General features: G+C 61.0%; 20 protein-coding genes. 8 read left to right on the forward strand and 12 right to left on the reverse strand.

Translation table 11 applies throughout. The annotated features are described in order from the left end of the window. Nucleotides 1–21: 21 nt before the first annotated feature. Together FAA97_RS19460 and FAA97_RS19465 are read right to left on the reverse strand one after the other, a co-directional pair. Nucleotides 22–732: an anti-sigma factor gene (locus tag FAA97_RS19460; RefSeq protein WP_136600242.1), complete on the reverse strand. Its 711-nt coding sequence runs from the start codon at nt 730–732 to the stop codon at nt 22–24. Further along, nucleotides 729–1,280, reverse strand: a complete 552-nt coding sequence (locus tag FAA97_RS19465) for a sigma-70 family RNA polymerase sigma factor (protein ID WP_136600243.1) — start codon at nt 1,278–1,280, stop codon at nt 729–731. The genes FAA97_RS19460 and FAA97_RS19465 overlap by 4 nt, the downstream gene beginning before the upstream one ends. Before the next feature lie 200 nt (nt 1,281–1,480). Here FAA97_RS19465 and FAA97_RS19470 point away from each other — a divergent pair, with 200 nt between their 5' ends. Next, entirely contained in the window at nt 1,481–2,269 is a 789-nt protein-coding gene (locus FAA97_RS19470) for a DUF4394 domain-containing protein (protein ID WP_136600244.1), read from the forward strand. 43 nt (nt 2,270–2,312) lie between these two features. Here the strand turns inward: FAA97_RS19470 and cysG are convergent, their stop codons facing one another. From cysG to FAA97_RS19520, 9 genes are all read right to left on the reverse strand, one after another. Next, nucleotides 2,313–3,785, reverse strand: coding sequence for a siroheme synthase CysG (gene cysG, locus FAA97_RS19475; RefSeq protein WP_136600245.1), 1,473 nt, complete (start codon nt 3,783–3,785; stop codon nt 2,313–2,315). After that, nucleotides 3,757–6,420 (reverse strand): nitrate reductase, encoded by a 2,664-nt coding sequence (locus tag FAA97_RS19480; RefSeq protein ID WP_136600246.1) that lies wholly within the window; start codon nt 6,418–6,420, stop codon nt 3,757–3,759. The genes cysG and FAA97_RS19480 overlap by 29 nt, the downstream gene beginning before the upstream one ends. Nucleotides 6,421–6,671: 251 nt before the next feature. After that, on the reverse strand, nt 6,672–7,001 hold the full coding sequence (gene nirD, locus FAA97_RS19490) for a nitrite reductase small subunit NirD (protein ID WP_136600248.1): 330 nt from the start codon (nt 6,999–7,001) through the stop codon (nt 6,672–6,674). A gap of 158 nt (nt 7,002–7,159) precedes the next feature. Then, nucleotides 7,160–9,607: a nitrite reductase large subunit NirB gene (gene nirB / locus FAA97_RS19495; RefSeq protein ID WP_136600249.1), complete on the reverse strand. Its 2,448-nt coding sequence runs from the start codon at nt 9,605–9,607 to the stop codon at nt 7,160–7,162. A gap of 5 nt (nt 9,608–9,612) precedes the next feature. Continuing rightward, nucleotides 9,613–10,410 (reverse strand): ABC transporter ATP-binding protein, encoded by a 798-nt coding sequence (locus FAA97_RS19500; RefSeq protein WP_136600250.1) that lies wholly within the window; start codon nt 10,408–10,410, stop codon nt 9,613–9,615. 12 nt (nt 10,411–10,422) lie between these two features. Further along, nucleotides 10,423–11,334, reverse strand: a complete 912-nt coding sequence (ntrB, locus tag FAA97_RS19505; protein WP_136600316.1) for a nitrate ABC transporter permease — start codon at nt 11,332–11,334, stop codon at nt 10,423–10,425. A gap of 106 nt (nt 11,335–11,440) precedes the next feature. Then, the gene (locus FAA97_RS19510; protein WP_136600251.1) at nt 11,441–12,739 is read right to left on the reverse strand and encodes a CmpA/NrtA family ABC transporter substrate-binding protein; all 1,299 of its coding nucleotides are present in this window, start codon (nt 12,737–12,739) and stop codon (nt 11,441–11,443) included. A 349-nt stretch (nt 12,740–13,088) separates the two neighbouring features. Further along, entirely contained in the window at nt 13,089–14,363 is a 1,275-nt protein-coding gene (locus tag FAA97_RS19515) for a CmpA/NrtA family ABC transporter substrate-binding protein (RefSeq protein WP_136600252.1), read from the reverse strand. A 34-nt stretch (nt 14,364–14,397) separates the two neighbouring features. Continuing rightward, complete coding sequence (locus tag FAA97_RS19520; RefSeq protein ID WP_136600317.1) at nt 14,398–14,985, reverse strand: ANTAR domain-containing response regulator; 588 nt, start codon at nt 14,983–14,985, stop codon at nt 14,398–14,400. 190 nt (nt 14,986–15,175) lie between these two features. On the opposite strand from FAA97_RS19520, the gene FAA97_RS19525 reads away from it, so the two are divergent. From FAA97_RS19525 to FAA97_RS19555, 7 genes are all read left to right on the forward strand, one after another. Then, complete coding sequence (locus FAA97_RS19525) at nt 15,176–16,243, forward strand: LacI family DNA-binding transcriptional regulator (protein ID WP_168801056.1); 1,068 nt, start codon at nt 15,176–15,178, stop codon at nt 16,241–16,243. A gap of 283 nt (nt 16,244–16,526) precedes the next feature. Continuing rightward, complete coding sequence (locus FAA97_RS19530; protein ID WP_136600253.1) at nt 16,527–17,678, forward strand: extracellular solute-binding protein; 1,152 nt, start codon at nt 16,527–16,529, stop codon at nt 17,676–17,678. A gap of 26 nt (nt 17,679–17,704) precedes the next feature. Then, nucleotides 17,705–18,547, forward strand: coding sequence for an ABC transporter permease (locus FAA97_RS19535; RefSeq protein ID WP_136600319.1), 843 nt, complete (start codon nt 17,705–17,707; stop codon nt 18,545–18,547). A gap of 4 nt (nt 18,548–18,551) precedes the next feature. After that, a complete protein-coding gene (locus FAA97_RS19540) occupies nt 18,552–19,376 on the forward strand; it encodes an ABC transporter permease (protein ID WP_136600254.1) in 825 nt (274 codons plus the stop codon). A gap of 24 nt (nt 19,377–19,400) precedes the next feature. After that, nucleotides 19,401–20,453, forward strand: coding sequence for an ABC transporter ATP-binding protein (locus FAA97_RS19545; RefSeq protein WP_136600255.1), 1,053 nt, complete (start codon nt 19,401–19,403; stop codon nt 20,451–20,453). After that, nucleotides 20,446–21,303, forward strand: a complete 858-nt coding sequence (locus FAA97_RS19550; RefSeq protein ID WP_136600256.1) for a glycerophosphodiester phosphodiesterase — start codon at nt 20,446–20,448, stop codon at nt 21,301–21,303. The genes FAA97_RS19545 and FAA97_RS19550 overlap by 8 nt, the downstream gene beginning before the upstream one ends. Next, nucleotides 21,300–22,118 carry an inositol monophosphatase family protein gene (locus FAA97_RS19555; RefSeq protein ID WP_136600257.1) on the forward strand — a complete coding sequence of 273 codons (819 nt, stop codon included), beginning with the start codon at nt 21,300–21,302 and terminating at the stop codon, nt 22,116–22,118. Before FAA97_RS19550 ends, FAA97_RS19555 begins: the two co-directional genes overlap by 4 nt. Before the next feature lie 57 nt (nt 22,119–22,175). On the opposite strand, the gene FAA97_RS19560 is transcribed toward FAA97_RS19555, so the two are convergent. Next, nucleotides 22,176–24,035 carry a sensor histidine kinase gene (locus FAA97_RS19560; protein WP_246041586.1) on the reverse strand — a complete coding sequence of 620 codons (1,860 nt, stop codon included), beginning with the start codon at nt 24,033–24,035 and terminating at the stop codon, nt 22,176–22,178. Nucleotides 24,036–24,190: the final 155 nt, after the last annotated feature.

Here is a 24,190-nt window from a genome sequence, read left to right on the forward strand (position 1 = left end):
AGGCCCTCAGGGCGGTTGAAATCAGAGCGGCAGCTTTGCCAGGCCCTTTGCCAAGATCGGTCCCGTCGGTCGGCCCGTGGGCGAACCGCCGGCGGGTTCCAGAGTGATTTCATAGAGTTGGTCGCCACGCGGACTTGGCAAAGAGGGGCCATCCAAAGTCGTGGAGCGGGCCTGCTCGATGAGGCCGAGCGAAACCGGGCCGGTCTCTTTCGACGGCAGGGTCCAGACCTGGATTGTCTTGTCAGGGGCGACATCGTAATCGGCCAGCATTCTGACCATGGCACGTTGGTTGCCGAAGTCTTCCACCACGGCCTGGACCTCTCCGGACTCATTGACGAGGACCGCAATCACCAGAGGCTCCTGCGTGCGCAGCAGGCTGAAGCCAAGGCTGACTGCGAGCAGGAGGCTTGCCGCCATCGCGGCAAGCGCAATCGGCTTCCAGCGTCGAGCCGACTTGTTGTCGTTCGCCGGGGAGGGAGCAGCCGAGGCAGATGCCATGCCGGATTGCGGCGGAAGGGCCGCCTCGATCCGTTGCCAGAGCGCTTCATTCGTGGGCAGTGGTGGCGCCAGCTCGTCCAGCGGCAGGAAGCGTTCGCGGCTGGCGGCAACCGCGGCCCTCAGCTCGGGGTCGCGTTCCGCCTCAAGCTCGACTTTCGCCGCCTCCGTGGCATCCAGCAGGCCAATGACATATTCGTCGGCGATCATCGGAATTTCATCACGGGAATAGCTCATGCCATGCACTCCCTGAGCGCCATCAGGCCGCGCCTTATCCAGGATTTCGCGGTTCCAAGCGGAAGCTGAAGCTTCCCGGCGATTTCACCATGCGAATAGCCGCCGACATAGGCCATGAGAATGCCGTTGCGCTTTCTTTCTTCCAGGGCGCCCAGGCATTCATAGAGTCGCGTATTGCGATCGAGCCTTTGCCAGGCAATCATGATCTCCTCCGTCTCTTCGCTTTCCCTGAAGCTCTCGATTTCCTCCATGCTGTGCTCGCGCTTGCCGTCGCGGATAAGGTTCAGCGCGCGATTGCGGACAATTGCATAGATCCAGCCGCGGGCCGAGCCTCTGTCTGGCTGATATTGATGCGCATGGGTCCAGATGCGAATAAAGCTTTCCTGCACGACCTCCTCGGCCAAATCCCGCCGCCGGACAATGCGCTGGGCAATCGACACTAGCCGTCCTGATTCCTGATCGAAGATCCGGCGCAGGGCCATGCGGTCGCCGCTGGCGCAGCCTGACAAGGCCTGACCAAGATCATCCGATTGAGCGGTTATGAGCATCGATAAACGTCTCCCCTTCAGATCGAATACGTCAATCTGCATTTTCTCTTATACCCGCCATAGCGGGCGATGGATGCGGCTAAGATTTTTTTTTGGGCTGTCTGCATCCAAAGAGGACTTCTGCGGTGTCTTGCCTATGAAGCCACCCAAATTGCCCTGTGCGCCGGTGGCCTTCATTGGACAATTCAAGGGAGAAAGACATGAAGACCATTCGTTTCGCTTTGATCGCCTCCGCCGCTTTTGCCGCCACGGCATCCGCTTCGCACGCAGCACCTGTGCTGGGTCTGACGGGTGACAAGACGCTTGTCATGTTCGATACAGAGAAGCCTGAAGTGACCAAGACGATGGACGTGACCGGCGTCGACAAGCTTGTTGGCATCGACTTTCGTCCCGGCAACAAGACTGTCGTCGGCGTAACGGCCGATCAGGCGATCGTCACGATCGATCTCTCAAGTGGTGCGGCAACCGAGATTGCCAAGATGGACAAGATGCTGCCTTTGACCGAGGCGCCTGTCGTCGTCGACTTCAACCCGATGGCAGACCGTCTGCGCTTCATGACCGGCACGACCAATCACCGTGTTCATCCGGATACTGGTGAGGTTACCGTCGATGGCTCGCTCGCCTTTGAAGAGGGCGACATGCACAAGGGCGAAACGCCGAACACGGTTGCAGCCGCCTATATCAATTCCATCGGCAAGCCGGAAAAGACCGCGATGTACAACATCGATGCGACCATCGGTGCCCTGATCCAGCAGACCAAGCCGAATGACGGCACACTGAAGGCGATTGGAAAGCTTGGCATCACGGAGATGCCTTCGACCTATGCTTTCGACATCCAGGGCATGGAAGGCGGCAAGAACACGGCCTATCTCGCTGCCAGCAAGATGCTCTATACCGTCAATCTGGAAACCGGTGCGGCAACCGAAGTCGGCGCGATCGCCGGTCTTGATGGCGACCTACGCGACATCGCAGTGCTGCCGGCAATGTAAGTGCTGGCGAGGTACAGAGAGAAGGCGGCGAAAGCTGCCTTCTTTACCGTGCTTGGGGTGCTCCGGAGGCCGCGGCCAGTCTGACGGGATCTGTCGCTGCAAGGGCTGGCGAAAACGCGTTGCCAACACCAATCAGAACCGGCTTGTCATAGCCGATCTCATCCATGGCGCTCGGTACATTTGCCAGGTGACCAATCCAGCGTCTTTCGTCCGGTCGCGTTATTGACGACATGATGACCGCCGGCGTCTCCTTCGGCAGGCCTGCGCTCCGCAACGCCTCTTCGATTTTCCCTGCCATGCGTCCACCCATGTAAAACACCGTGGTCTGATGCGGATCTGCGAGCGCCACCCAGTCGATCGTATCCGGAAGCCCTCCATGCCGGGAATGGCCGGTGACAAAGCGGACCTGCTGGGCGTGATCGCGATGGGTCAGAGAAATACCAAGGCTCGATGCCATCGCGACGGCTGCGGTAATGCCCGGTATAATGTCGACTGCGATGCCCTCCTTCTGCAAGCGCTCGATTTCCTCACCCGCACGCCCGAAGATCATAGGGTCGCCGGCCTTCAGCCGCACCACTCGTTTGCCGGCGCGGGCAAACTTTACCATCATGTCATTGATGTCTTCCTGTTTGCAGCTTTGCCGACCTCCTCGCTTGCCGACCAGCATCCGTTTTGCTTCGCGGCGTGCCAGTTCCAGCACCTCTGCGGAGACGAGATCGTCGAACAGGATAACGTCGGCGGCTTGCAGCGTGCGCATCGCCTTCAAGGTCAGCAGTTCTGCGTCACCGGGGCCGGCACCCACCAGCGTGACCGAGCCCAGGGAGGGGGCTGAGCCGATCGAGGCAATCCGCTCCAGGAGCGCTTGGCGAGCGCCGTGTTGTGGAGGCGCCGATGTCGTGAAGCTCCGATCGACGAAATGCTCCCAGAAGCGCCTGCGGCCCGGACCCGCCGGCAAATTGCGGTTGACGGTTTCGCGGATCTGGGCGGCAAGCTCGGCCCAGGCACTCAATGCCGCGGGAAGCAGGGTTTCGATCTTGCGACGGATCGCCTGACCAAGGATCGGGGCTGCGCCGTCCGTCGAGATCGACACGATGACCGGTGATCGATTGACGATCGCGCCAAACTGAAACTGGCAGTAGGCAGGTTTGTCGATGACATTGACGGGTACACCGGCCCTGCAGGATGCCGCATGGAAAGTTTGCGCATCCTTTTCCTCCTCGAAATCACCAAGCGCCAGTGATGCACCGATCAAGTCGGAAGCCTGCCATGGCCGCGGATGGTGAATAATGGCGCCCTGCGCGAGGAGGGCCTGCATGGCCGGGCTCATGTCCTCATGCTCACAACAGACGTGAACGGTGGCACCACAGGCGGCGAGGAGTTCGGCCTTCCAGGCGGCGCCGTCGCTGCCGCCAGCCAGCAGAACGGTCTTTCCCTGAAGGTCCCAGAATATCGGGAGCTTTGCCAGCGGCGCAATTCGTGGCCTTGGATCACTCTGCTGCGAGAACGTGATGGGCATCGATAAGCCTCCTGATTTCCGGGCGGCAGGAGCCGCAATTGGTTCCGGCGCGGGTCGCCGCGCCTATTGCCTCAAGGGATCTGCATCCGGCTCTTGCGGCTGCGGCAATTTCGTTGATGCCGACAGAATGGCAGGAGCAGACGATCGCGCCCTTGTCTGGCTGGTGGGTGGAAGGACGTCCGGCGATGATGGACGAGCGCGGCTTGCCCGTGGGCCAGGTTGCGGTCAGCTGCGAGGCTGCCCATTGACGAGATACGGCGACAGGCAGCGCCGATACATAAAGGGCGGCCAACAGCCGATCCTCGGAAAAGATGGCGAGGCGCTCATCGACGCCGGATGTATCGCGATAGTGAGAAATCTCCATCCCGTCAGGCAGCTTCAACCGATATTTCAGCCAGCTCATCCACCCGTCAGCCGGCGCATCTCCGGCCATTTCAAGGCGGTATCCGCCGTCTGTTTTGGCGATGGCCCAATAATCGAGGTCGATGTCTTGAGGACGCGCGACCGTGACGAGAAAGACATGCCGTGCCGCCTGGAAGCGCCTGAGCGAAACGCGCGCACTTTTCAGCGCTGGCTGGCCTGAAATCGGGTCCACCATCGATGGCACCAGCGCGTCGATCCGGCCGCGGGATGCGGTTTCTCCGGTCCAATGCATGGGAACGAAAAGGCCGCCTTGCGCCTGGCGATCGGTCAGCAGCGCACGAACGATTGCCGTTGCACCGGCGGTACCCGCGATCTCAACCAGGTCGGCATCGTCGATGCCAAGCTTTGCCGCGTCTTGCGGGTTGATTTCGGCGAAAGGCTCGGCCAGGTGGGCCGATAGCCTTGCGCTCTTGCCTGTCCGCGTCATGGTATGCCAGTGATCGCGGATGCGGCCGGTGTTCAGAATGAAGGGCAGGTCGGAGGGCTGGGCTAAGCCGCGCGGGGAAGCTGGCGTGGCGACGAAGCGTGCCTTGCCATCCGGGTGATAGAACCTGCCGTCTGCGAAGAAGCGAGTGTCCCTGCCTGCGCTGCCTGCCGCCTGCGGCCACTGGAAGGGCGTCAGCCCCTCGTAGCGTTCGGCGTCGATATCGGCATAGGCGCCGATGTCAAAGTCGCGCGCACCGTCATTCTCGAAGCCGGACAAGGCGGCATGCTCGGCGAAAATCTCTGCCGGCGATGGGAAGCTGAAATGTGGCGCAAAGCCCATGCGCTTGCCGATTTCCGCCAACTGCCACCAGTCGGGCCGGGCCTCGCCGGGCACTTCAAGAAAGGAGCGCTGGCGGGAAATGCGGCGTTCGGAATTGGTGACTGTGCCGGATTTTTCGCCCCAGCCGGTGGCCGGCAGGAGGACATGGGCCAGACGTGCGGTATCCGTATTCTTCTGCATGTCCGACACGACGACGAAGGGGCAGGCCTTGATCGCTGCTTTGACGCGATCGGCATCCGGCATGGAGACCACCGGATTGGTGGACATGATCCACAGCGCCTTGATCCGGCCGTCGGCCACGGCATCGAACATGTCGACGGCCTTCAATCCGGCTTTATTCGAGATAACAGGCGCATTCCAGAAGCGCTGGACCCGATCGCGGTCGGCGGGATTTTCGATCGCCATATGGGCGGCGAGCATGTTGGCCAGGCCGCCAACTTCGCGCCCGCCCATGGCATTGGGCTGGCCGGTGAGCGAGAAGGGGCCCATGCCCGGCTGGCCGATCCGGCCTGTGGCAAGATGGCAGTTGACGATGGCATTGACCTTGTCCGTGCCCACGGCCGACTGGTTGACGCCCTGGCTGTAGCAGGTGACGACCTTTTCCGTCTGGCCGAAGAGCCAGAAGAACTGGCGCAGCAGCATGCCGGAGACACCAGTTGCTTCGGACAGTTCGGCCATAGTTTGGCGCGATACTGCCAGAAGTGCATCGGCAAACCCGGTCGTATGGGCGCCGACAAAGGCCTCGTCGGTTTTGCCGGTTTCAACCAGATGGGCGAGCAGGCCATTGAACAGGGCGACATCGCCATCCGGGCGGACGGACAAATGCAGATCGGCCAGATCCGAGGTCGCCGTGCGCCGCGGATCGATGACGACGACCTTCATCGTCGGGCGTGCGGCCTTGGCGGCAGCAAGGCGCTGATAGAGAACCGGATGGCACCAGGCCATGTTGGAGCCGACCAAGACAACAAGGTCGGCCAGTTCCAGATCCTCGTAGCAACCGGGCACGGTGTCGGAGCCGAAGGCGCGGCGATGGCCGGCAACCGAGGAGGCCATGCAGAGACGGGAATTGGTGTCGATATTGCCTGAGCCGATGAAGCCCTTCATCAGCTTGTTGGCGACGTAATAGTCTTCGGTGAGCAGCTGGCCGGAGACGTAGAAGGCGACGGAATCAGGCCCGTGCTCGGCAATCGTCCGGCTGAAGGTTTCGGCGACGAGGTCGAGGGCCTGATCCCATCCTGCGCGTTCGCCCTGGATTTCGGGATAGAGGGCGCGGCCGTCGAGATCGAGGGTTTCCGCCAGTGCCGAGCCCTTGGAGCACAGGCGCCCGAAATTGGCGGGATGGTCCGGGTCGCCCCTGACGCTGACCTTGCCGGCGTCATCGACGCTGGCAATGACGCCGCAACCGACGCCGCAATAGGGACAGGTGGTCCTGGTTTCAGTGGACATGAGGCCTCCTGACGGTGCGAGCGGCACCCCCCTCTGCCCTGCCGGGCATCTCCTCCACATGGGGGGAGAGCGGACCACCGCAACGCCCCCGTGCCCTGGCTTTCACGACACTGAAAAGAGCGGATGAGGCGCGTCGTCTCGTGGCCGTTTGTTGCGTTGTGCATCGTGGGTACGTCGCGCTGTTCTCCCCCCTTGTGGGGGAGATGCCCGGCAGGGCAGAGGGGGGTGTCCGGGCCGCAGGCATCATCCGTTCACTCCGCCGCCACCAGCATCGCATCGAGTGCGATGGAGAGCTGGCCGTCGATATTGCGCAGAGGAATGGTTCGGACCTCGCCTTCGTCAGCGCCAAGGGCCTTGCCGCTTTCGAGCGAGATGACGAAGTTGTGCAAGGGGCAGGTGACGGCCTTGCCATGCACGATGCCCTGGGAGAGCGGGCCGCCCTTGTGGGGGCAATGGTCCTCGATGGCAAAGACCTCGTTTTCGGCCGTGCGAAAGACGGCAATCTTGCCCTCGGGCGTCTTGACGCAACGGGCGCCACGCAGGGGAATGTCGTCGATATGGCCGATGGCGATCCAGTTCATGGGGTTCGTTTCCTTGTTGTTCCCTAAGACCCCTCCCCACCCTCCCCACAAGGGGGAGGGCTTAACCCAGCCGAACCCTTGGTGAGAGAACCGAGCGATTTCCGCTTGGTCTTCTCCCCCCTTGCGGGGGAGATGGCCGGCAGGCCAGAGAGGGTCTTTTATTCCGCTGCCGCCGAAAACCCGACGGTGGCCATGGGTTTGAACTCGTGCTTGTCCTTGCCGGAGACGCGTTCCGACCAGGGGTCCACCTGGGCGAAGGACTGGCTGAAGACGAAGCGCTCGTAATAGCCCTTGCGCTTTTCCGCATCGGTCATGATCTGGCGGCGGATCTCGTCCAGGCCGATGCGCTTGGCCCATTTGTAGATGCGCTCGAGATAACGGGCTTGCTCGCGATACATCTGCGTCAGCGCGACGATGTATTCGAGGGCTTCGTCCTCCGTCTTGACCAGGCCGAGCACTTCCGTGCCCTTGATGTCGAGGCCTGCTGCGCCGGCGAAATGGATTTCGAAGCCGGAGTCGACACAGATGACGCCGATGTCCTTGCAGGTGGCTTCCGCGCAATTGCGCGGACACCCGGACACGGCGAGCTTCAGCTTTGCCGGTGTCCAGGATCCCCACATGAACTTCTCGATGCGGATGCCGAGGCCGGTCGAGTCCTGCGTGCCGAAGCGGCACCATTGTTCGCCGACGCAGGTCTTCACGGTGCGAAGGCCCTTGGCATAGGCCTGGCCCGAGACGAAACCGGCCTTGCCAAGGTCGGACCAGACGGCGGGCAGGTCTTCCTTTTCGATGCCGAGAAGGTCGATGCGCTGGCCGCCTGTGACTTTGACCAGCGGGATCTCGAACTTGTCGACGACATCGGCAATGGCGCGCAGTTCAGCGGCATTGGTAACGCCGCCCCACATGCGCGGCACGACCGAATAGGTGCCGTCCTTCTGGATGTTGGCATGCACGCGTTCATTGATGTAGCGCGACTGGTAGTCGTCAGCATATTCATCCGGCCAGTCGCAGACGAGGTAGTAGTTGAGGGCAGGGCGGCACTTGGCGCAGCCGCAGGAGGTCTTCCACTCCAGTTCCTGCATCACGGCGGGGATGGTCTTCAGGCCCTTGGCCTTGATCAGCCGACGCACGTCGTCGTGGCCAAGCTCGGTGCAGGTGCACATCGGCGTGACCGCGGCCGGATTGTAGGCATCGCCCAAGGTCAGGGCCATGAGTTGTTCGACAAGGCCGGTGCAGGAACCGCAGGACGCCGAGGCCTTGGTGTGGGCACGCACGTCATCAAGCGAGGTCAGGCCCTTGGACGAGATCGTGGATGTGATCTTGCCCTTGCAGACGCCGTTGCAGCCGCAGATTTCTGCATCATCCGGCAAGGCTGCAACGGCCGCCATAGGGTCCAGCGGGGTGCCCCCCTGGTAGGACTGGCCGAAAATCAGGGTTTCGCGCATTTGCGAAATGTCGGTCCCGCGCTTCATCAGGTCGAAGAACCAGGAGCCGTCGGCGGTTTCGCCGTAGAGCACCGCGCCGAGGATCTTGTTGTCCTTGAGCACCAGGCGCTTGTAGACGCCGGCAGAGGCATCGCGCAGCACGATTTCCTCGCGGTCGGGGGCCTCGGCAAAATCGCCGGCGGAGAAGAGGTTGATGCCGGTGACCTTGAGCTTCGTGTTGACGACGGAGCCGTGATATTCGCTGCTGCCGCCGGTCAGGCGATCGGCAAGGACGCGGGCGGCTTCATAAAGCGGTGCGACGAGGCCGTAGCAGGTGCCGCGATGTTCGGCGCATTCGCCGAGCGCAAAGACGTTAGGATCCGAGGTCATCATGCCGTCGTCGACGACGATGCCGCGGTTGACGGCGATGCCGGCTTCCTTGGCGAGGTTTGAGGCCGGGCGAATGCCGACGGCCATGATCACCATGTCACCCTCGATCACCCGGCCGTCTTCCAGCTCGATGCCCTCGACCTTGTCGGTTCCGAGGATCTGCTTAGTGTTGGCCTTGGTGATGATGTCGATGCCGCGTTCGGTCAGCGCCTTTTCAAGGAGATAGGCGGCGGCCGGATCGAGCTGGCGCTCCATGATGGTCGGCATCAGGTGGATGACGGTGACATCCATGCCCTGGCGCTTGAGGCCATAGGCGGCTTCAAGACCCAGGAGACCGGCGCCGATGACGATGGCGCGACCCTTGCCTTCGGCGATCTTCAGCATGTTGTCGACGTCGTCGAGATCGCGATAGGGCAGGACACCGGGCAGCTGGTGGCCGGGAACCGGGATGATGAAGGGCAGCGAGCCGGTTGATATGACCAGCTTGTCGTAGGAAACGGTGATGCCGTTGGCCGATGTCACCGTTTTGGCATGGCGGTCGATCTCGGTAACCTTGGCGCCCTTGTGCAGGGTCACGCCATGGGTGGCGTACCAGTCGTCATTATGGATGACGATGTCTTCATAGGCTTTCTCGCCTGACAGGACTGGCGAAAGCAAGATGCGGTCGTAGTTGACGCGCGGCTCGGCGTTGAAAATGGTTACGTCGTAAAGGCCGGGCGCCTTTTCGAACAGTTCTTCGAGCATGCGGCCCGGGGCCATGCCATTGCCGATGATCACGAGTTTTTGTGTCATGTCGCTTACTCCGCGGCTTCGACGAAGCGGTGGCGTTCGTAGAGGAACTTCAACACGGCTTCGCGGGATTTGAGGTAGGTGCGGTCAGCGGCGAGCGCGATGCGATCGCGTGGACGCGGGATCGGGACCTCCAGCACTTCGCCGATGCGGGCGGCCGGACCATTGGTCATCATGACGATGCGGTCGGAGAGCAGCACGGCCTCGTCGACGTCATGGGTGATCATGATCATCGTATTGCCGAGGCGGGCATGGATCTCCATGACGGCATCCTGCAGATGGGCGCGGGTCAGCGCGTCGAGCGCGCCGAAGGGCTCGTCGAGCAGCAGGATCTTTGGCTCCATGGCGAGCGCCCGGGCAATGCCGACGCGCTGCTTCATGCCGCCGGAGATTTCCGCCGGGCGCTTGTCCTTGGCATGTCCCATCTGGACGAGATCCAGATTGCGCATCACCCAGTCATGCTTTTCCGCTCTCGTCTTGCGGCCGGCAAAGACCTTGGACACGGCGAGATTGACGTTTTCGTAGACGGTCAGCCAGGGCAGGAGCGAGTGGTTCTGGAAAACGACGGCGCGTTCCGGGCCGGGGGCGTTGACCTCGACGTTTTCGAGCAGGACGGCACCCGAGGAAACCCGTGTCAGGCCGGCGATCAGGTTGAGCAGGGTGGACTTGCCGCAGCCGGAATGGCCGATGATCGAGACGAACTCGCCCTTGTCGATGGTCAGGCTGACGTCTTTCAGAACCTCGGTCGTCTGGCCGCCGCGTTCGAAGCTTTTGTCGATATGGTCGATCTTGAGATAGGCGCTCATGGGTTCGTCTCCTCAGTTCTTCGCGGTGCCGCGGGTGATGACACTGCCGAGGAGGGCGACGAGCTTGTCGAGGACAAAGCCGGTCACGCCGATGTAAGCGAGCGCCACGATGATGTCGGAGAGACGCGAGGAGTTCCAGGCATCCCAGATGAAGAAGCCGATGCCGACGCCGCCGGTGAGCATTTCTGCTGCGACGATGGCGAGCCAGGACAGGCCGATGCCGATGCGAAGGCCGGTGAAGATGTAAGGAGCGGCGGCTGGCACCATGATGCGGATGAAGAATTCCAGCGGGTTCAGGCGCAGAACGCGGGCGATGTTGCGATAGTCGTCCGGAATGTTGCGCACGCCGACGGCGGTGTTGATGATCACAGGCCAGATCGAGGTGATGAAGATCACGAAGATCGCGGACGGATTGGAATTCTGGAAGGCGGCGAGCGACAGCGGCAGCCATGCGAGCGGCGGCACGGTGCGCAGGATCTGGAAGATCGGGTCGAGGCCGCGCATGGCCCAGACCGATTGGCCGACCACGGCGCCGAGGAAGACGCCGACCACGGCGGCAAGACCAAAACCGATCGCGACACGCTGCAGCGAGATCAGCACGCGCCAGGCAAGGCCGATGTCCTGCGAGCCGTAATCGAAGAAGGGGAAGGCGATCAGGTCATAGCTGTCGGTCCAGACCTGCGACGGCGCGGGCAGGGAGGCGCCGGGCTGCGAGCAGGCGAGCTGCCAGATGGCAAGCAATGCGACGAGCACGACCAGTGGCGGAAGCACGTTGCGACAGACGGCTGCCATGGCGTGCTGCATGTCGAACCTGCGGGTGCGGCGCTGTGCCATCATCACGACGGTTGCGCCTTTGTCGGATGCCTTATGGGCCGCCGCTGCCGGCGTCGCCGTCTGGTCTGCCTTGCGGGCTGTTGCGGTCATGGTGTGGTCCTCTTGGGCGATTGTTGTTCGGTTCATGTCGAGGGGGGCTCTCCCGGCTGCCGCCCTCTCCGCGCAAGCGGGGAGAGGGAGACTAGGGGCAGGCAAATTACGCCCCTGCCTTGATCGACAGGCTGTCGAGATAGGCCTTCGGGTTTTCAGGATCGAAGACCTTGCCGTCGAAGAAGGTTTCCGGTCCGCGCGACGAGGAAGCCGGGATGTCGGCGGCGGCGATGCCGAGATCGGCGGCAGCGGCGCGCCAGATGTCCTCGCGGTTGACCTTGTCGACCAGCGCCTTGATGTCGGTGTCGGGAGCGAACTTGCCCCAGCGGATATTTTCGGTGAGGAACCAGGTGTCGTGGCTCTTGAAGGGATAGGACGCATGGTCCTTCCAGAACTTCATTTCGAGGCCCGAATTCTCGACGATACGGTCATTGCCGTAGTTGATCGTGCCCTTGAGGCGGCCGGCGACATCCTTCGGCGGCACGTTGAACCACTGGCGCTTGCCGAGGATCGCCGACATTTCCTCCTTGTTGTCCATGCTGTCGGCCCAGATCTGGGCTTCCATGACGGCCATCATCAGCGCCTTGGCGGCATTCGGGTTCTTCTCGATCCAGTCCGTGCGCAGGCCGAGCGCCTTTTCCGGGTGGCCTTTCCACAATTCGCCGGTGGTGCAGGCGGTAAAGCCGATGCCCTGGTTGACGAGCTGCTCGTTCCACGGTTCGCCCACACAGAAGGCATCCATGTTGCCGACCTTCATGTTGGCAACCATCTGCGGCGGCGGCACGACGATGGTGGAGACATCCTTGTCCGGATCGATGCCGCCGGCGGCCAGCCAATAGCGGATCCAGAGATCGTGGGTGCCGCCGGGGAAGGTCATGGCGACCTTGATCTCGTTGCCGGCCGCCTTCTTGGCGGCAAAAGCGTCCTTCAATTTTGAAGCGTCGAGCTGGACACCGGTTTCGGCATATTCCTTGGCGACCGAAATGCCCTGGCTGTCCAGGTTGAGGCGGGCAATGATCGACATCGGCACGGGGACGCTGTTCTGCGTCACCTTGCCGGTTTCCATCAGATACGGCATCGGCGTCAGGATATGGGCGCCGTCAATGCCATTCGCCTCGCCGCCCAGCACGAGATTGTCGCGGGTGGCGCCCCAGGAGGCCTGTTTCAACACCTCTACATCGGGAAGCCCGTGCTTTTCGAAGAGGCCCTTTTCCTTGGCGATGATCAGCGGTGCGGCATCGGTGAGGGCGATGAAGCCAAGCTTGACGCCGGTCACCTCTGGGCCGGCGGTTGCCGCAAAGGCACCGGATGGAAATGCCATGCGTGCTGCAGTGACGAGTGCGGCGGCAGAGCTCACCTTGAGGATCTGGCGGCGGCTGAAGCCCATTCCTGTAGTCTTCGTCATTGTCGTTTTTCCCTCTGGTGCGTGACGGAGATCGGAAAACAAAAAAACGCCGCGTGGTGACTGCAATCGCGGGATGGGAGGATCCAGCATGCAAAAACCAAGCGACGTCGATGTCTCTGGTGAACGCGTATTGCCGCGTTCGTTTGTTTCCGGTCGCCGTTGACCGGATGAATTTAGTAACGCAAGCTCCGTGCCAGTTTGGAAATCTGCAGCTAGCTCGTTGAAAATTCAGGGTTTAAATTCCAACGTTGAAGCTGGTCGAGGATATCAGGAGGATTTGGAAGCGGTGCAAAAATAGGCAAATGCGCCGCGATGCTACGAAATCGCGCTGTTGCTTTGTGCAGCGCACTCAGTCTTCGGTGGTGTCGGATGGCGTCTGGGTTCGGGATCTGACGGCAAAGGCCCGCACGTAATCCTGCATTCGCGCGGGGTCGAACACGTGTCCATCAAGGAAACGGTCATCCTCGGTTGCGCCGCCTATCAGATCCTGTGCGTGGGACAAATCCTCTTTCCTGCCGAGGGCAGTTTCGTAGAGGTCGCCGCGGAAGGCGTCTGTCGCGGCTGCCATGCCGGTTTCGCTAAAACGCACCTGGCCCCAGCGCAGCATCTGGCTGTAGATCCAGAGGGCCTGGGTCTTTCGCGGATAGTTTGCAGCCTTGCGGTGAAAGACGAAGTAGTCCGGAACGATGCGGCGGGTGCCGCGCGCATCGACGCTGAATTCGCCGGCCAGTGCCCGGCGGATGATGTCTTCGGGGGCGGCGATGTAGCGGGGCGCTGAAAGGATTTCGGCAAGGTGGACGTGGTTCTCAGGTCTGTCGCACCAGCGTGCTGCCTGGTCGAGGGCAAGAAGCAGGCGGCTCGCGGTGTCGGCATTCGCATTCGCCCATTCCGGACGCATTCCCAAGACCTTCTCGGGGGCAGAGGGCCAGATGTCCTGCTTGGCGGCGACAATGCGCCCGACGCCGCGCTCCGACGCCACCATGTTCCAGGGCGCGCCAACGCAGAAGCCGTCAATCGCGCCGGCTGAAAGAGCATCCGCGACGAGTGGGGGCGGGACGACAACCAGTTTAACATCCCTGTCCGGATCAATGCCGCCGGCCGCCAGCCAATAGCGGAACTCGTAATTGTGCGAGGAGAAGGGGTAGGTCATGCCAAGCGTCAGCGGCGGCTCCCCGGCTTCACGCATCCGCTCGACGACGGCGGCCATGGCCTTGGCGCATTCAAGCGCGCCGGCGGTCTCCGGCAAGCCCGTCTCTTCGGTCATCCGTTCAAAGAGGCGGAGCGAAAGCGTGATGGCATTGCCGCCGCGCCCGAGCGAGAAGGGCGTGATTGTCGGCGAGGGGTTGGAGCCAAGGCCGAGCATGGAGGCGACCGGCATTGGTGAAAGCATATGGGCAATGTCAAATTGCCGGAAGGCAAGGCGATCCCTGACATTCGCCCAGGAGACGTCCTTGACAAGATCGAGCGTGAGGCCTTCGCGCGCGGCAAATCCCAGTTCGGCGGCAACGATCAGAATGGATGCATCCATCAGCGGGATGAAACCGGCGCGCAGCGTCTTTTGCTCGCCACCATGGCGCAGGCTCGATCCGCCTGCCGGAGCGCCATCGCCGCTTTCGTTGATCATCTGTCTCACCTCGGCTGCTCCAGCTTGCTTGGGGTCATGACAACATCGCCGCTGCCGTCACCACGCTCTGGGCGATGTCGGCCAGTTTCTTCTTTTCGTTCATGGCGGTCTGGCGCATCAGGTTGAAGGCTTCTTCCTCAGAGATCCCCCTCAGTTTCATCAGGATGCCTTTTGCCCGTTCGATAACTTTCCGTTCTTCCAGTGCCGACCTTGCATCGGCGAGTTCGCGCTGAAGGCGACTGAAGGCATTGAATCGGCTGACCGCCATATCGAGGATGGGTTTGACCCGCTCCTTGCGCAGTCCGTCGACGACATAGGCCGAAACGCCCGCGTCTACGGCAGCCTCGATCGAGGCGGAATCGGAACGGTCGACAAACATGGCGATCGGGCGACTGACAGAGCGCGTCAGTTGGAACAGATGCTCCATCATATCCCGATTGGGGTTTTCGATGTCGATGATGATGACATCGGGCGAAAGGGTCTCGACGATGCGGGCAATGCCATTCACCTCGTGCACCACGGTCACCCGGGTATGCCCTGCTTCATGCAGGCCGCCCTCGATGATGGCCGCACGCACGGCGTTTTCATCGATGACAAGAATGGTGAGGTCGAGATGGCTCATGCAGGAATTGATGACGCAATGCAGCATGATTGGCAATCGGGCTGCATAAAAAATAGTTCCGGCCTCGGCGTGCTTAAAAATTGCGCTTTTGCCCATTGGGCCGATACAGGGAAAAGCTGTGTATCGCCCACTTGTCTCTGGAGCGGCTGTCATATTGTCTTAGTAAGCAAAGCACGCTCAGGTGCCCCGAATGGCAAGCGTGTCTGCGGGCAAGCCTTTGTTCTACGTGGGGAGTATCGAGACAGTGCAGCCGACGTCGTTCGTCAGTGCGAAAATGGTGGCGGAGCGCGCAGGCGTATCTCGCTCGGCTGTGTCGCGAACCTTCACAGACGGCGCCAGCGTTTCCGAGGAAACGCGGAAGAAGGTGCTGGAGGCCGCCGAAGCGCTTGGTTATCACGTCAACCATCTGGCTCGGCAGTTGCGCGAACGGAGCAATATTGTCTGCCTGATCGTTTCGGATGTGACGACACCGGTGCGGGCGGCACTGCTCGACAGTCTCACCCGCAGGCTTCAGGCGGCAGGAAAAATTACAGTCGTCTTGAACACCGAAAGCGACGAGGCGAGTGTCGGGCGGGCACTGAAGTTGACCTTGCATTACCGCGCGGACGCAACTGTCGTCTTGTCCGGGACGCCGTCGTCGTCTCTGGTCCAAACCGCGCTGGCCAACGGGCAGCAGGTTATCCTTATCAATCGCGATGACCGTCTTGACGGTTGCGAAAACGTCGGTGTCGACAATGCGATTGCGGCAAGAGAAGCGCTTTTCCTGCTACGCAGGGCCGGATGTGAGCGCATCGGTCTTTTGACATCCGCCGCAAGCACGCCAAGCCTGATTGCGCGAGAGCGGCACTTCTTCGATGCGGCGGAGCGGGAAGGCCTGTCCATCAGCCTCTGGAAAGAAGGGCCGACCACCTATCGGTCAGGCTATGATGCAGCGCTCAAGATGTTTGCGCGCTCGCAAGCGCCAGATGGCGTGTTCTGCGTGACGGATCTTCTGGCGCTCGGGTTCATGGATGCGGCGCGCCACGCCTTCGGGCTCCGCATCCCGCAGGATCTGTGCCTTGTCGGCTTCGACAATATCGAAGAGGCGGGTTGGCAGTCCTATCAATTGACCACGTTCGAGCAGCCGCTGGACCGGATGGCGCGCCATGTGGTCGATCTGCTGTCGTTGCCGGAGGCGCTCGGCTCCTCTGATCGGGCCGCTGCGGTCTTTGAGCCGGTGCCGATCTGGCGGCAGTCTGTCCGGTCCCATCCCGCGTGATCCTCTCCTTGCACATGTGTGCAATGCTTCACTGTCATCAAAGCTTTGCGTTGCTCCGGTAGGCGTGTCCTGCCGATAGAAGTTCGGTTGCAATCATGTGCAGCCGGACTGCGACCACTGCTTGTGTTGTGCTGTCGATCGGTGGCCCTCATCGTGTCGAGGGTCTCGCTCAGAGCGGATGGCGGCGGCGGTCAGTTGTCATCCTTTGGTGCAAACCGGCTCTCGTCCACCTGACCGTCGCCCTGTGCCCGGCTCTTGCCCCGGCCACCTCTTGGAGATGACGATGAAGCGTCGCGCCTTTTTGATTTCTACCGCCAGCTCCGTGGCTGGAATGATGCTCTTGCCGAAGCTTTCCTTCGCGGCTGAAGGTCAGATCGACTGGTACACCGGTTCGGACAGCAATGTTCTCGACTTCTGGACCAATACGTTGAAGCCTGCCTTCGAGGCAGCCAATGCCGGTGTCAAACTCAATCTGGTCGATGCCGGTGACAATGCCGGCATCCAGGCGATTGCCGAACGGGCCATGGCCGCCATGCAGACGAAGACCGATCCGCAGGCCGATTATTTCGAGCACACCGATCCCCGCCTGCCGAAGGGGGCAATCGAAGCCGGTCTCTACGTCAATTTGAAAGAGGCTGGCCTGTCGAACTATGCCAAGGTCAATCCGCTTGCCTATGACAGCGATTATAGCCTGCCGTATCGCGGTTCGCAGGTGCTTCTTGCCTACGACACGACGAAGCTTTCGCCAGCCGATGCCCCGAGGACCTGGGATGCTCTTGTCAGCTGGATCAAGGCCAATCCGGGCCAGTTCGTCTACAACCGTCCCGACAAGGGCGGTTCCGGCGGCAATTTCGTCCGTCGCGCCATACATCAGGCCAATGGTCTCGATCCGAAGGCCTTTACCGTCGACAATTATACCGAGGCCTTCGGCAATGAAGCGCTTGGCAAGGCCTGGGACATCCTGAAGGATCTCGCGCCGGCTCTCTACGACAACGGTGCCTATTCTTCCGGCAACACCCAGTCGATCCAGCTTCTGGCGCAGGGTGTCGTCACCATGACGCCAGTTTGGTCCGACCAGGTGCTGCAGGCGATCGCCCAAGGTGTATTGCCGGAAACGACTGGCATCGTGCAGTTGCAGGATCTGGCGCTGTGCGGCAATTTCTCGCGCGCTGTCGTTCTTGCCCATGGCAAGAACCGCGATGCCGCCCTCAAGCTTGCTGACTTCATCCTCACGGAAGAGATTCAAGGGGCTATCCTGACCGAACTCGGCGGCTTCCCGGGTGTGGCCTGGGACCATGTCTCCGCTGACCTTCGCGCCAAGTTTGCCGATATCATTCCGGCCTCGATTCCAACCTTCCCGGCTGGCGCCTGGGAGACGGCAGTCAATGACGGCTGGTATCGGAATGTCGCCCCGAGCATCGACCGCAAAGCGTGAGCACGACCGTGTCTTCATCGCCTGACATGGGTGCAAGCAGGAGGCCAATCGGCCTCCTGCTTGTCGCCATCCCCGTTTCGCTTGGAGCCTGGCTCGTCATCTGGCCCATCATCAGCGCCATCCTGCGCACGATCTGGCGGGTTCAGCCGGATGGCTCGGCCGGGTTCGACCTTTCAAGTTACGCCTTCTTCTTTCAGGACGGCTATAGCCTCAATAATCTCGCATTGACGCTCTGGACCACAGCGGTTTGCGCAGTGCTGCTGCTTGTTGTCTGCCTGCCGATTGCGCTTTATCTGCGGTTTTCCCAAGGGCGCGTCTCGGCCTATGTCCAGGCACTGGCGATCCTGCCGATGTTCGTGCCGTCGATCATTCTCGCCTATGCCTTTATCCGCGTTCTCGGGCCAAACGGCATGGTGGATCTCATCCTGAATTCGGTCGGTCTGCCGAAGATCCGCACGCCATACCTGACGCCGGCGGGGCCTGTCATCGGTCTTGTCTGGGACAATATTCCGCTGACAGTCCTCATTCTGCTGTCAGGTCTTGGCTCGGTCAGCAACATGGCGGTGGAAGCTGCCCGAGATGTCGGGGCAAACCGGCTGCAGCTCTTCTGGCACATCATCCTGCCGCGTATCGGCAACTCGATCCTAGTGGCGCTCTCGTTTGCGGTTCTCGGCATCTTCTCCTCCTTCACGTTGCCTTATCTCCTGGGGCCAGCGTCACCCGAGATGATGGGTCCCTTCATGCAGCGGACCTTCCGCGATCTCAATGACCCGATCAGCGCCATCACCCAGGCCGTGATCACCTTCGGCTTCTGTATCGTCTTCGGTCTCTTCTACGTGCGCTCGGTCGCCCGCAATCAGGGAAGGTGAGATCATGACCAGCCTTGCTTCCGCCCGGCGTCCGATCGATGCCATGGGGCTCGTTTTTGCTCTCATCCTGACCATCGTCGTGGTCCTGCCGTTGCTCGTCGTCGCAATCTGGGCGTTTACCGATGTCTGGCGCTATCCGAACCTGCTGCCGCAAGAATTCGGTTTGCGTTTCTGGGGGCAGACACTCAATCGTTCCGATGTCTGGAGCGCGCTGAAGCTTAGCCTGCTCCTGTCGACGGTGGTAACCCTTGCCTCGGCGGTCATCTGCCTGCCGGCGGCCTATGCCTTTGCCCGCATGCGGTTTCCCGGTCGTGACCTCCTGTTCTTCTCGTTTCTTGCCGGTCACGCCTTTCCAAAGTTCGGCCTGCTGGTTGCGATTGCCGCGATCTTCCTGCAGCTCGATCTTATCGGCACCTTCTGGGGCGTGGCGCTCATCCAGCTCGTCAATACGCTGATGTTCATGATCTGGATTCCGGTTGCCGCCTTTCAGGCGGTCGACAGGCGGATGGAAGAAGCGGCACGCGACGTGGGCGCCGGACCGTTGCGGGTTTTCTGGTCGATCACGCTGCCGCAGGCCGCGCCCACCATTGCAGCCGCGATTCTCCTGACCTTTGTCGGCACCTTCTACGAAACAGAAGGCGCCTGGCTGATCGGCGCGCCCGGTATCCGCACCATGCCGGTGCTGATGATCAGCTTCATCAACAACCAGATGGTGATCCAGTTCGGGGCTGTGCTCTCGGTCATGCTGTGGGTCCCGTCCTTCATCGCCCTCATGTTCGCGCGCCGGATCATCGGTGGCCAATCCTTTGCTCGCGGCTTCGGCGGCTGAGCAGGCGCAATCAGGAAGAAGCCTATGTCAGCTCTCAGTATTCACGGCGTATCCAAGGTCTTTCCGGGCGGCACGACTGCCGTCGACGATTTCTCCCTTGAAGTAGGGGATGGCGAGCTCGTTTGCCTGCTTGGTCCTTCGGGATCGGGCAAATCCACGGTCCTTCGCATGGTCGGTGGCTTTGAAAGCCCAAGCGCCGGCAGGATCACAATCGATGGGGAAGACGTCACCCGCCAATCGCCCGACCGTCGGCCGACCGGCATGGTGTTTCAAAGCCACGCGCTTTGGAGCCACATGACTGTGTTCAACAACATCGCATTTGGCCTGAAACTGCGCCGTCTGTCTCCCGCTGAAATCCGGGATCGGGTCGAAGGCGTGCTGGAGCTGGTCGGCCTTACCGGTTACGGGCGCCGCATGACAACGCAGTTATCTGGCGGCCAGCAGCAGCGCGTTGCGCTGGCGCGTTCCCTGGCGCTGGAGCCCAAGATCCTGCTTCTCGACGAACCCTTCGCCAGTCTCGATCAGCATCTGCGCGAACGCCTGCGGGATGAGGTGCGCGACATCCAGTTGAGGCTGAAGATCACCACGCTGTTCGTCACCCATGGCCAGGATGAAGCGCTTTCCATGGCGGATCGGATCGTTGTCATGCGCAATGGGCGGACCGAGCAGGCCGATCGCCCCGACATCGTATACCGCAATCCGCAGACGCCATTCGTCGCCGGTTTTATCGGCACGATGAATTTCATCGAGGGCGTGGTTGAGAAGGGACACTTTCTCCATGATCAGGTGAGCGTGCCTGTGCCAGTCGCCGACGGACCTGTGACGTTTGCCGTGCGTCCCGAAGCGCTGCAACTGGCTGGCGCCGCTCGCCCTCGGGGGCAGGCAAGGGTTCACCGTGTGACCGATTTCGGCACCCACGGCCTCGTCGATATCCAGCTTGAAGACGGGACCCGGCTCAAGTCGATGGTCAATACGCCGGATCATTTTCATTTGGGGCAGGAGGTCGACCTCAAGCCTCGCGCCTTTGCCGTCTTCCGTGACGGCCAGCAACTCTACAGGACCCATCTGCATGGCTGACCCCTGCTTTATCGACGCAAACGGACACCGCACCTGGCTAAAGTGGCATCGGGCGCGGCGCACTGTAACGGACCCGGAATTCACCGCATCGCGCATCCTTGAGGCCATGCGCCTTGGCGCGAGCGTCGAGGTCGACCTCGTCATTCACGCCGATGGTGGTTTTGCCATTCTGCACGACCTGGAACTCGACCATGCGACAACCGGGACCGGCCTTGTGCGAGATACGTCTGCCGAGACCTTGCGCCAGCTTCATCTCCGCGATCCGAACGGCGAGCCGATTGCCGAACGGGTAATGCTGCTCGAAGATCTCTGTGCGCTTCTCTCGGCCCACCCGGCGCATCCAGACGCGCTGCTCCAACTCGATTTCAAGGAAGACAGGACGCGGGTTGATGCCCGCAGCATTGCAAATTTTTCGGCTGCGGTCAGCCCCGTCGCTGCAACCATGATCTTGTCAGGAGGGGATGCAGAAGCCGTGGCTGCCTTGGCTGAAGCGACACCCGGCCTGAAGACGGGGTATGATCCGACCTATCCCGATGTCCTTCATGACCTCAAGACACCTCAGCATTTCGCGGATTTCATCCAGAAAGCCCTGGAAACAGCGCCAACGGCGGAGATGATCTATCTTGCCTACGATCTGGTGCTTGCGGCTAATGCTCAGGGTGTCGACCTGATCGCAGCCGTTCATGCTGAGGGTCGGCGGGTGGATGCCTGGACGCTTAAGGAAACCAATCCGGATAGCATTGCGGCGGCCCTTCGCCTGATCGCGCTGAAAGTCGATCAGATAACAACGGATGATCCGTCTCTGCTGATTGAGCGCTTGAATGAAAAACTGGCAGGAAGTCTGGCATGAGCGAGATCAATATCAGGGCTGTTCTCGATGACATGATCGAGGCGGCGCGACTTGCCGGAACGCTGACCCTTGACTATTTCCATCGCCGCGGCTCGCTCAAGATCGGCATCAAGGGCCCCGGTGATTTTGTCAGCGAAGCCGATGAGCAATCCGAGCTGTTGATCCGCAGACATCTGCTCAGTCGCTATCCGGATTGGAGTTTGAGCGGTGAGGAGTTTCCGCCGGTGGATGGCGCGGACCGAACCTATCGCTTCCTTCTCGATCCGATCGACGGCACGACCAATTTTCTGGCCGGCATGGATTATACAATCACGATTGCCCTTCGACGGGGGACGGAGACAGTCTGCGGACTGGTCTTCAATCCTGTCCGCAACGAGATGTTCACGGCGATTGCCGGTGCCGGCGCCTATCTCGATGGCCGTCGGCTGGCCCTGAGCGATGGCGGGGATGTCGGGCAGATGGTGGTTGGAACCGGTCTGCCTTTGCCCTCTCTGTCGCTTTATCCCGGTGCTTACCAACGGCTCGACGCGATCAGGCAGGAGATTGGCGCTGTGCGGGTCATCGGCAGCGCTGCCAATTGCTGTGCCTATGTCGCAGCTGGCCGGTTTACAGGTTATTTCGAGCAGACGGGCTTCATCGATACCGCCGCCGGCATACTTCTGGTTCAGGAGGCTGGTGGTCTGGTCAGTGACTGGTGGGGGCGGGGGCCGGAGCACTATGAGCGATCCGGTGTGCTCATCGTTGCCAATCCGTCGACCCATGCCTTTCTTCTGCGCCATCTTTCGCAGGTGCCAATTCCGGATTCCAGTCGGTGATCGGATCCTGTGGCGGGTCGGCGGTTCTCCGCCGTCACGCCTAGCTGTCATTCAACCCTATCGCTCGAGTTGGCTCAGGGAGAGATCAAGGGTGACCTTGAGGCCTCTTGGCTGCCAGTCGAAGGCGATGTCGCCGCCCAGCTGATGTGTGGCGCTCATCTTGGCGAGCTTGCTGCCGAAGCCCTGCTTCGTGGGAGCAATGAGATCTGCCCCTTCGATATCCTCCGCCCACGAGATGCGGAGCTTGTCGTCGATTGCCTCCCAGCGGACGGCGAGCCGGCCTCGCGCCTGACTGAAGGCACCGTATTTGGCGGCATTGGTCGCCAGTTCATGGAAGATCAGCGCCAGACTGGCGGACGCTTTGGCGCCAACGGAAACTTCCGGTCCGTCAAAGGCCACCTGCTCGCTTTGAAGATCGGCATGCGGGCCGACAAGTTCGCGGAGGAGCACAGCCAAAGAAATGCTCTCTTTGGCAGGATCGCCTGAAATGGCTGGCTGGACGAGTTCGTGGGCCTTAGCCAGCGTGTGCAACCTTCCTTGGAGGGCCTGCGCCATCTCCTGCACCGAGGCTGCACTTCGAGCGGTCATGTTCACCATGCCCGATGTCACTGCAAAGAGGTTCTTGACCCTGTGATTGAGTTCCTTCAGCAGCAGTTGCCGACTTTCCTCGGCCAGCTTCAGATCGTTGATATCAGTGCAGGTTCCATACCACCGGCTAATCTTGCCGTCTTCGTCATAGACACATTGTGCCCTTCCGATAACCCAGCGATAGCCGCCGCTGACGTGCCGCAACCGGTATTCGACGTGATAGGGCTTGCCCGTTTCCAGGCTCTGTTGCCACAAGGCCCAACTGATCGGCTGGTCCTCAGGATGAAACGCGCTCACCCAATCGTAGCCGTCTGTCGTGCCACGCGGTACGCCGGTGAATTTGTACCAACGCTCATTGAAGTAATCGTGGTAGCCATCCGCAGTCGTCGACCAGATCATCTGATCGATCGAATTTACAATCGCTTCGAAGCGTTGCTCGCTCTCGCGTAGCGACAAGAGGGCTTTGCTGGTTTCGGTGACATCCGTGGCCTGAATGAATATTCCCGTCACGGCGCCTTCGATATCGCTAATCGGCTGATACACGAAATCGACGAACCGCAGTTCCGGCTCCAGTCCGTCGCGCGACAGGCGAATGGGAACACCCCGACCGATATGAGACTGTCCTGTCTCCAGGACATGATCGAGCAACTCGATAAAGCCCTGATTGGCCAATTCGGGCATCGTTTCGATCACAGCATGGCCAACAAGGTCGGAGCGGCCTACAAGCTCTTCGTAGGACGGATTGACCAGAGTGAAGACGTGATCCTTGCCCTCGGTCATGGCAATCGCGGCAGGGGCTGCCGCAAAAAGGCGGCCGAGTCGTGCGATTTCCTCCTGCGCCTCCCGTTTCGCCAGCACCGAAGCTGTCGTCTCGTTTCCTTGGTTAAATAATCCGACGACCTCGTCATTTTCGTCACGGATCGCTGTCAGGCTATAATTCCAATAGGTCTCCTGAGCCTCGCCGTTGCGCACCATGGCCAGGAGTTGATCATATTCGGCGACGCCTTCGCCGCTTGCCATGACGCCCAGGAACTGCGGTCCAACGACGTCCCAGATGTCGTACCAAACCTCCTTGGCCGGTCGACCGAGACACCATGGATGGCGTTCACCCGGGATATGGGCCCACGCATCATTGTAGATCAGACGCAGATCGGGGCCCCAGTAAATGCACGTGGGGAAGGTTGAACCGAGACATATGGAAAGCGCCGCTCTCAATGCCGGCGGCCAGAATTGCGGCGGGCCGAGCGTGCCCGTCCAGTCATGGCAGCGGATCATCTCCGCCATAGTACCGCCGTGCCTCAGAAAGCCGGCTCCATTGAACACTGTCATACTATGGTGGATCTCACGTTTTACCCGTTTAGCCTATGTGCAAGTGCAAACTTAATCAACCAAATGCTTCCATGCCGTCTTGAAACCGAAATCTCGAATTTTATCTCGATTGTCGGAACAAACGCCGCAGTGGTGCATTTGTTCCCCACACGAGT

The organism is Peteryoungia ipomoeae, from assembly GCF_004912165.1.
Taxonomy (GTDB): Bacteria; Pseudomonadota; Alphaproteobacteria; order Rhizobiales; family Rhizobiaceae; genus Allorhizobium; species Allorhizobium ipomoeae.

Excerpts from the sequence above, each read along its gene's own strand:
- FAA97_RS19460 (WP_136600242.1), bottom strand. The coding sequence starts at position 732 with ATGAGCTATTCCCGTGATGAAATTCCGATGATCGCCGACGAATATGTC.
- FAA97_RS19465 (WP_136600243.1), bottom strand. The coding sequence starts at position 1,280 with ATGCTCATAACCGCTCAATCGGATGATCTTGGTCAGGCCTTGTCAGGC.
- FAA97_RS19470 (WP_136600244.1), top strand. The coding sequence starts at position 1,481 with ATGAAGACCATTCGTTTCGCTTTGATCGCCTCCGCCGCTTTTGCCGCC.
- cysG (WP_136600245.1), bottom strand. The coding sequence starts at position 3,785 with ATGCCCATCACGTTCTCGCAGCAGAGTGATCCAAGGCCACGAATTGCG.
- FAA97_RS19480 (WP_136600246.1), bottom strand. The coding sequence starts at position 6,420 with ATGTCCACTGAAACCAGGACCACCTGTCCCTATTGCGGCGTCGGTTGC.
- nirD (WP_136600248.1), bottom strand. The coding sequence starts at position 7,001 with ATGAACTGGATCGCCATCGGCCATATCGACGACATTCCCCTGCGTGGC.
- nirB (WP_136600249.1), bottom strand. The coding sequence starts at position 9,607 with ATGACACAAAAACTCGTGATCATCGGCAATGGCATGGCCCCGGGCCGC.
- FAA97_RS19500 (WP_136600250.1), bottom strand. The coding sequence starts at position 10,410 with ATGAGCGCCTATCTCAAGATCGACCATATCGACAAAAGCTTCGAACGC.
- ntrB (WP_136600316.1), bottom strand. The coding sequence starts at position 11,334 with ATGACCGCAACAGCCCGCAAGGCAGACCAGACGGCGACGCCGGCAGCG.
- FAA97_RS19510 (WP_136600251.1), bottom strand. The coding sequence starts at position 12,739 with ATGACGAAGACTACAGGAATGGGCTTCAGCCGCCGCCAGATCCTCAAG.
- FAA97_RS19515 (WP_136600252.1), bottom strand. The coding sequence starts at position 14,363 with ATGATCAACGAAAGCGGCGATGGCGCTCCGGCAGGCGGATCGAGCCTG.
- FAA97_RS19520 (WP_136600317.1), bottom strand. The coding sequence starts at position 14,985 with ATGAGCCATCTCGACCTCACCATTCTTGTCATCGATGAAAACGCCGTG.
- FAA97_RS19525 (WP_168801056.1), top strand. The coding sequence starts at position 15,176 with ATGGCAAGCGTGTCTGCGGGCAAGCCTTTGTTCTACGTGGGGAGTATC.
- FAA97_RS19530 (WP_136600253.1), top strand. The coding sequence starts at position 16,527 with ATGAAGCGTCGCGCCTTTTTGATTTCTACCGCCAGCTCCGTGGCTGGA.
- FAA97_RS19535 (WP_136600319.1), top strand. The coding sequence starts at position 17,705 with ATGGGTGCAAGCAGGAGGCCAATCGGCCTCCTGCTTGTCGCCATCCCC.
- FAA97_RS19540 (WP_136600254.1), top strand. The coding sequence starts at position 18,552 with ATGACCAGCCTTGCTTCCGCCCGGCGTCCGATCGATGCCATGGGGCTC.
- FAA97_RS19545 (WP_136600255.1), top strand. The coding sequence starts at position 19,401 with ATGTCAGCTCTCAGTATTCACGGCGTATCCAAGGTCTTTCCGGGCGGC.
- FAA97_RS19550 (WP_136600256.1), top strand. The coding sequence starts at position 20,446 with ATGGCTGACCCCTGCTTTATCGACGCAAACGGACACCGCACCTGGCTA.
- FAA97_RS19555 (WP_136600257.1), top strand. The coding sequence starts at position 21,300 with ATGAGCGAGATCAATATCAGGGCTGTTCTCGATGACATGATCGAGGCG.
- FAA97_RS19560 (WP_246041586.1), bottom strand. The coding sequence starts at position 24,035 with ATGACAGTGTTCAATGGAGCCGGCTTTCTGAGGCACGGCGGTACTATG.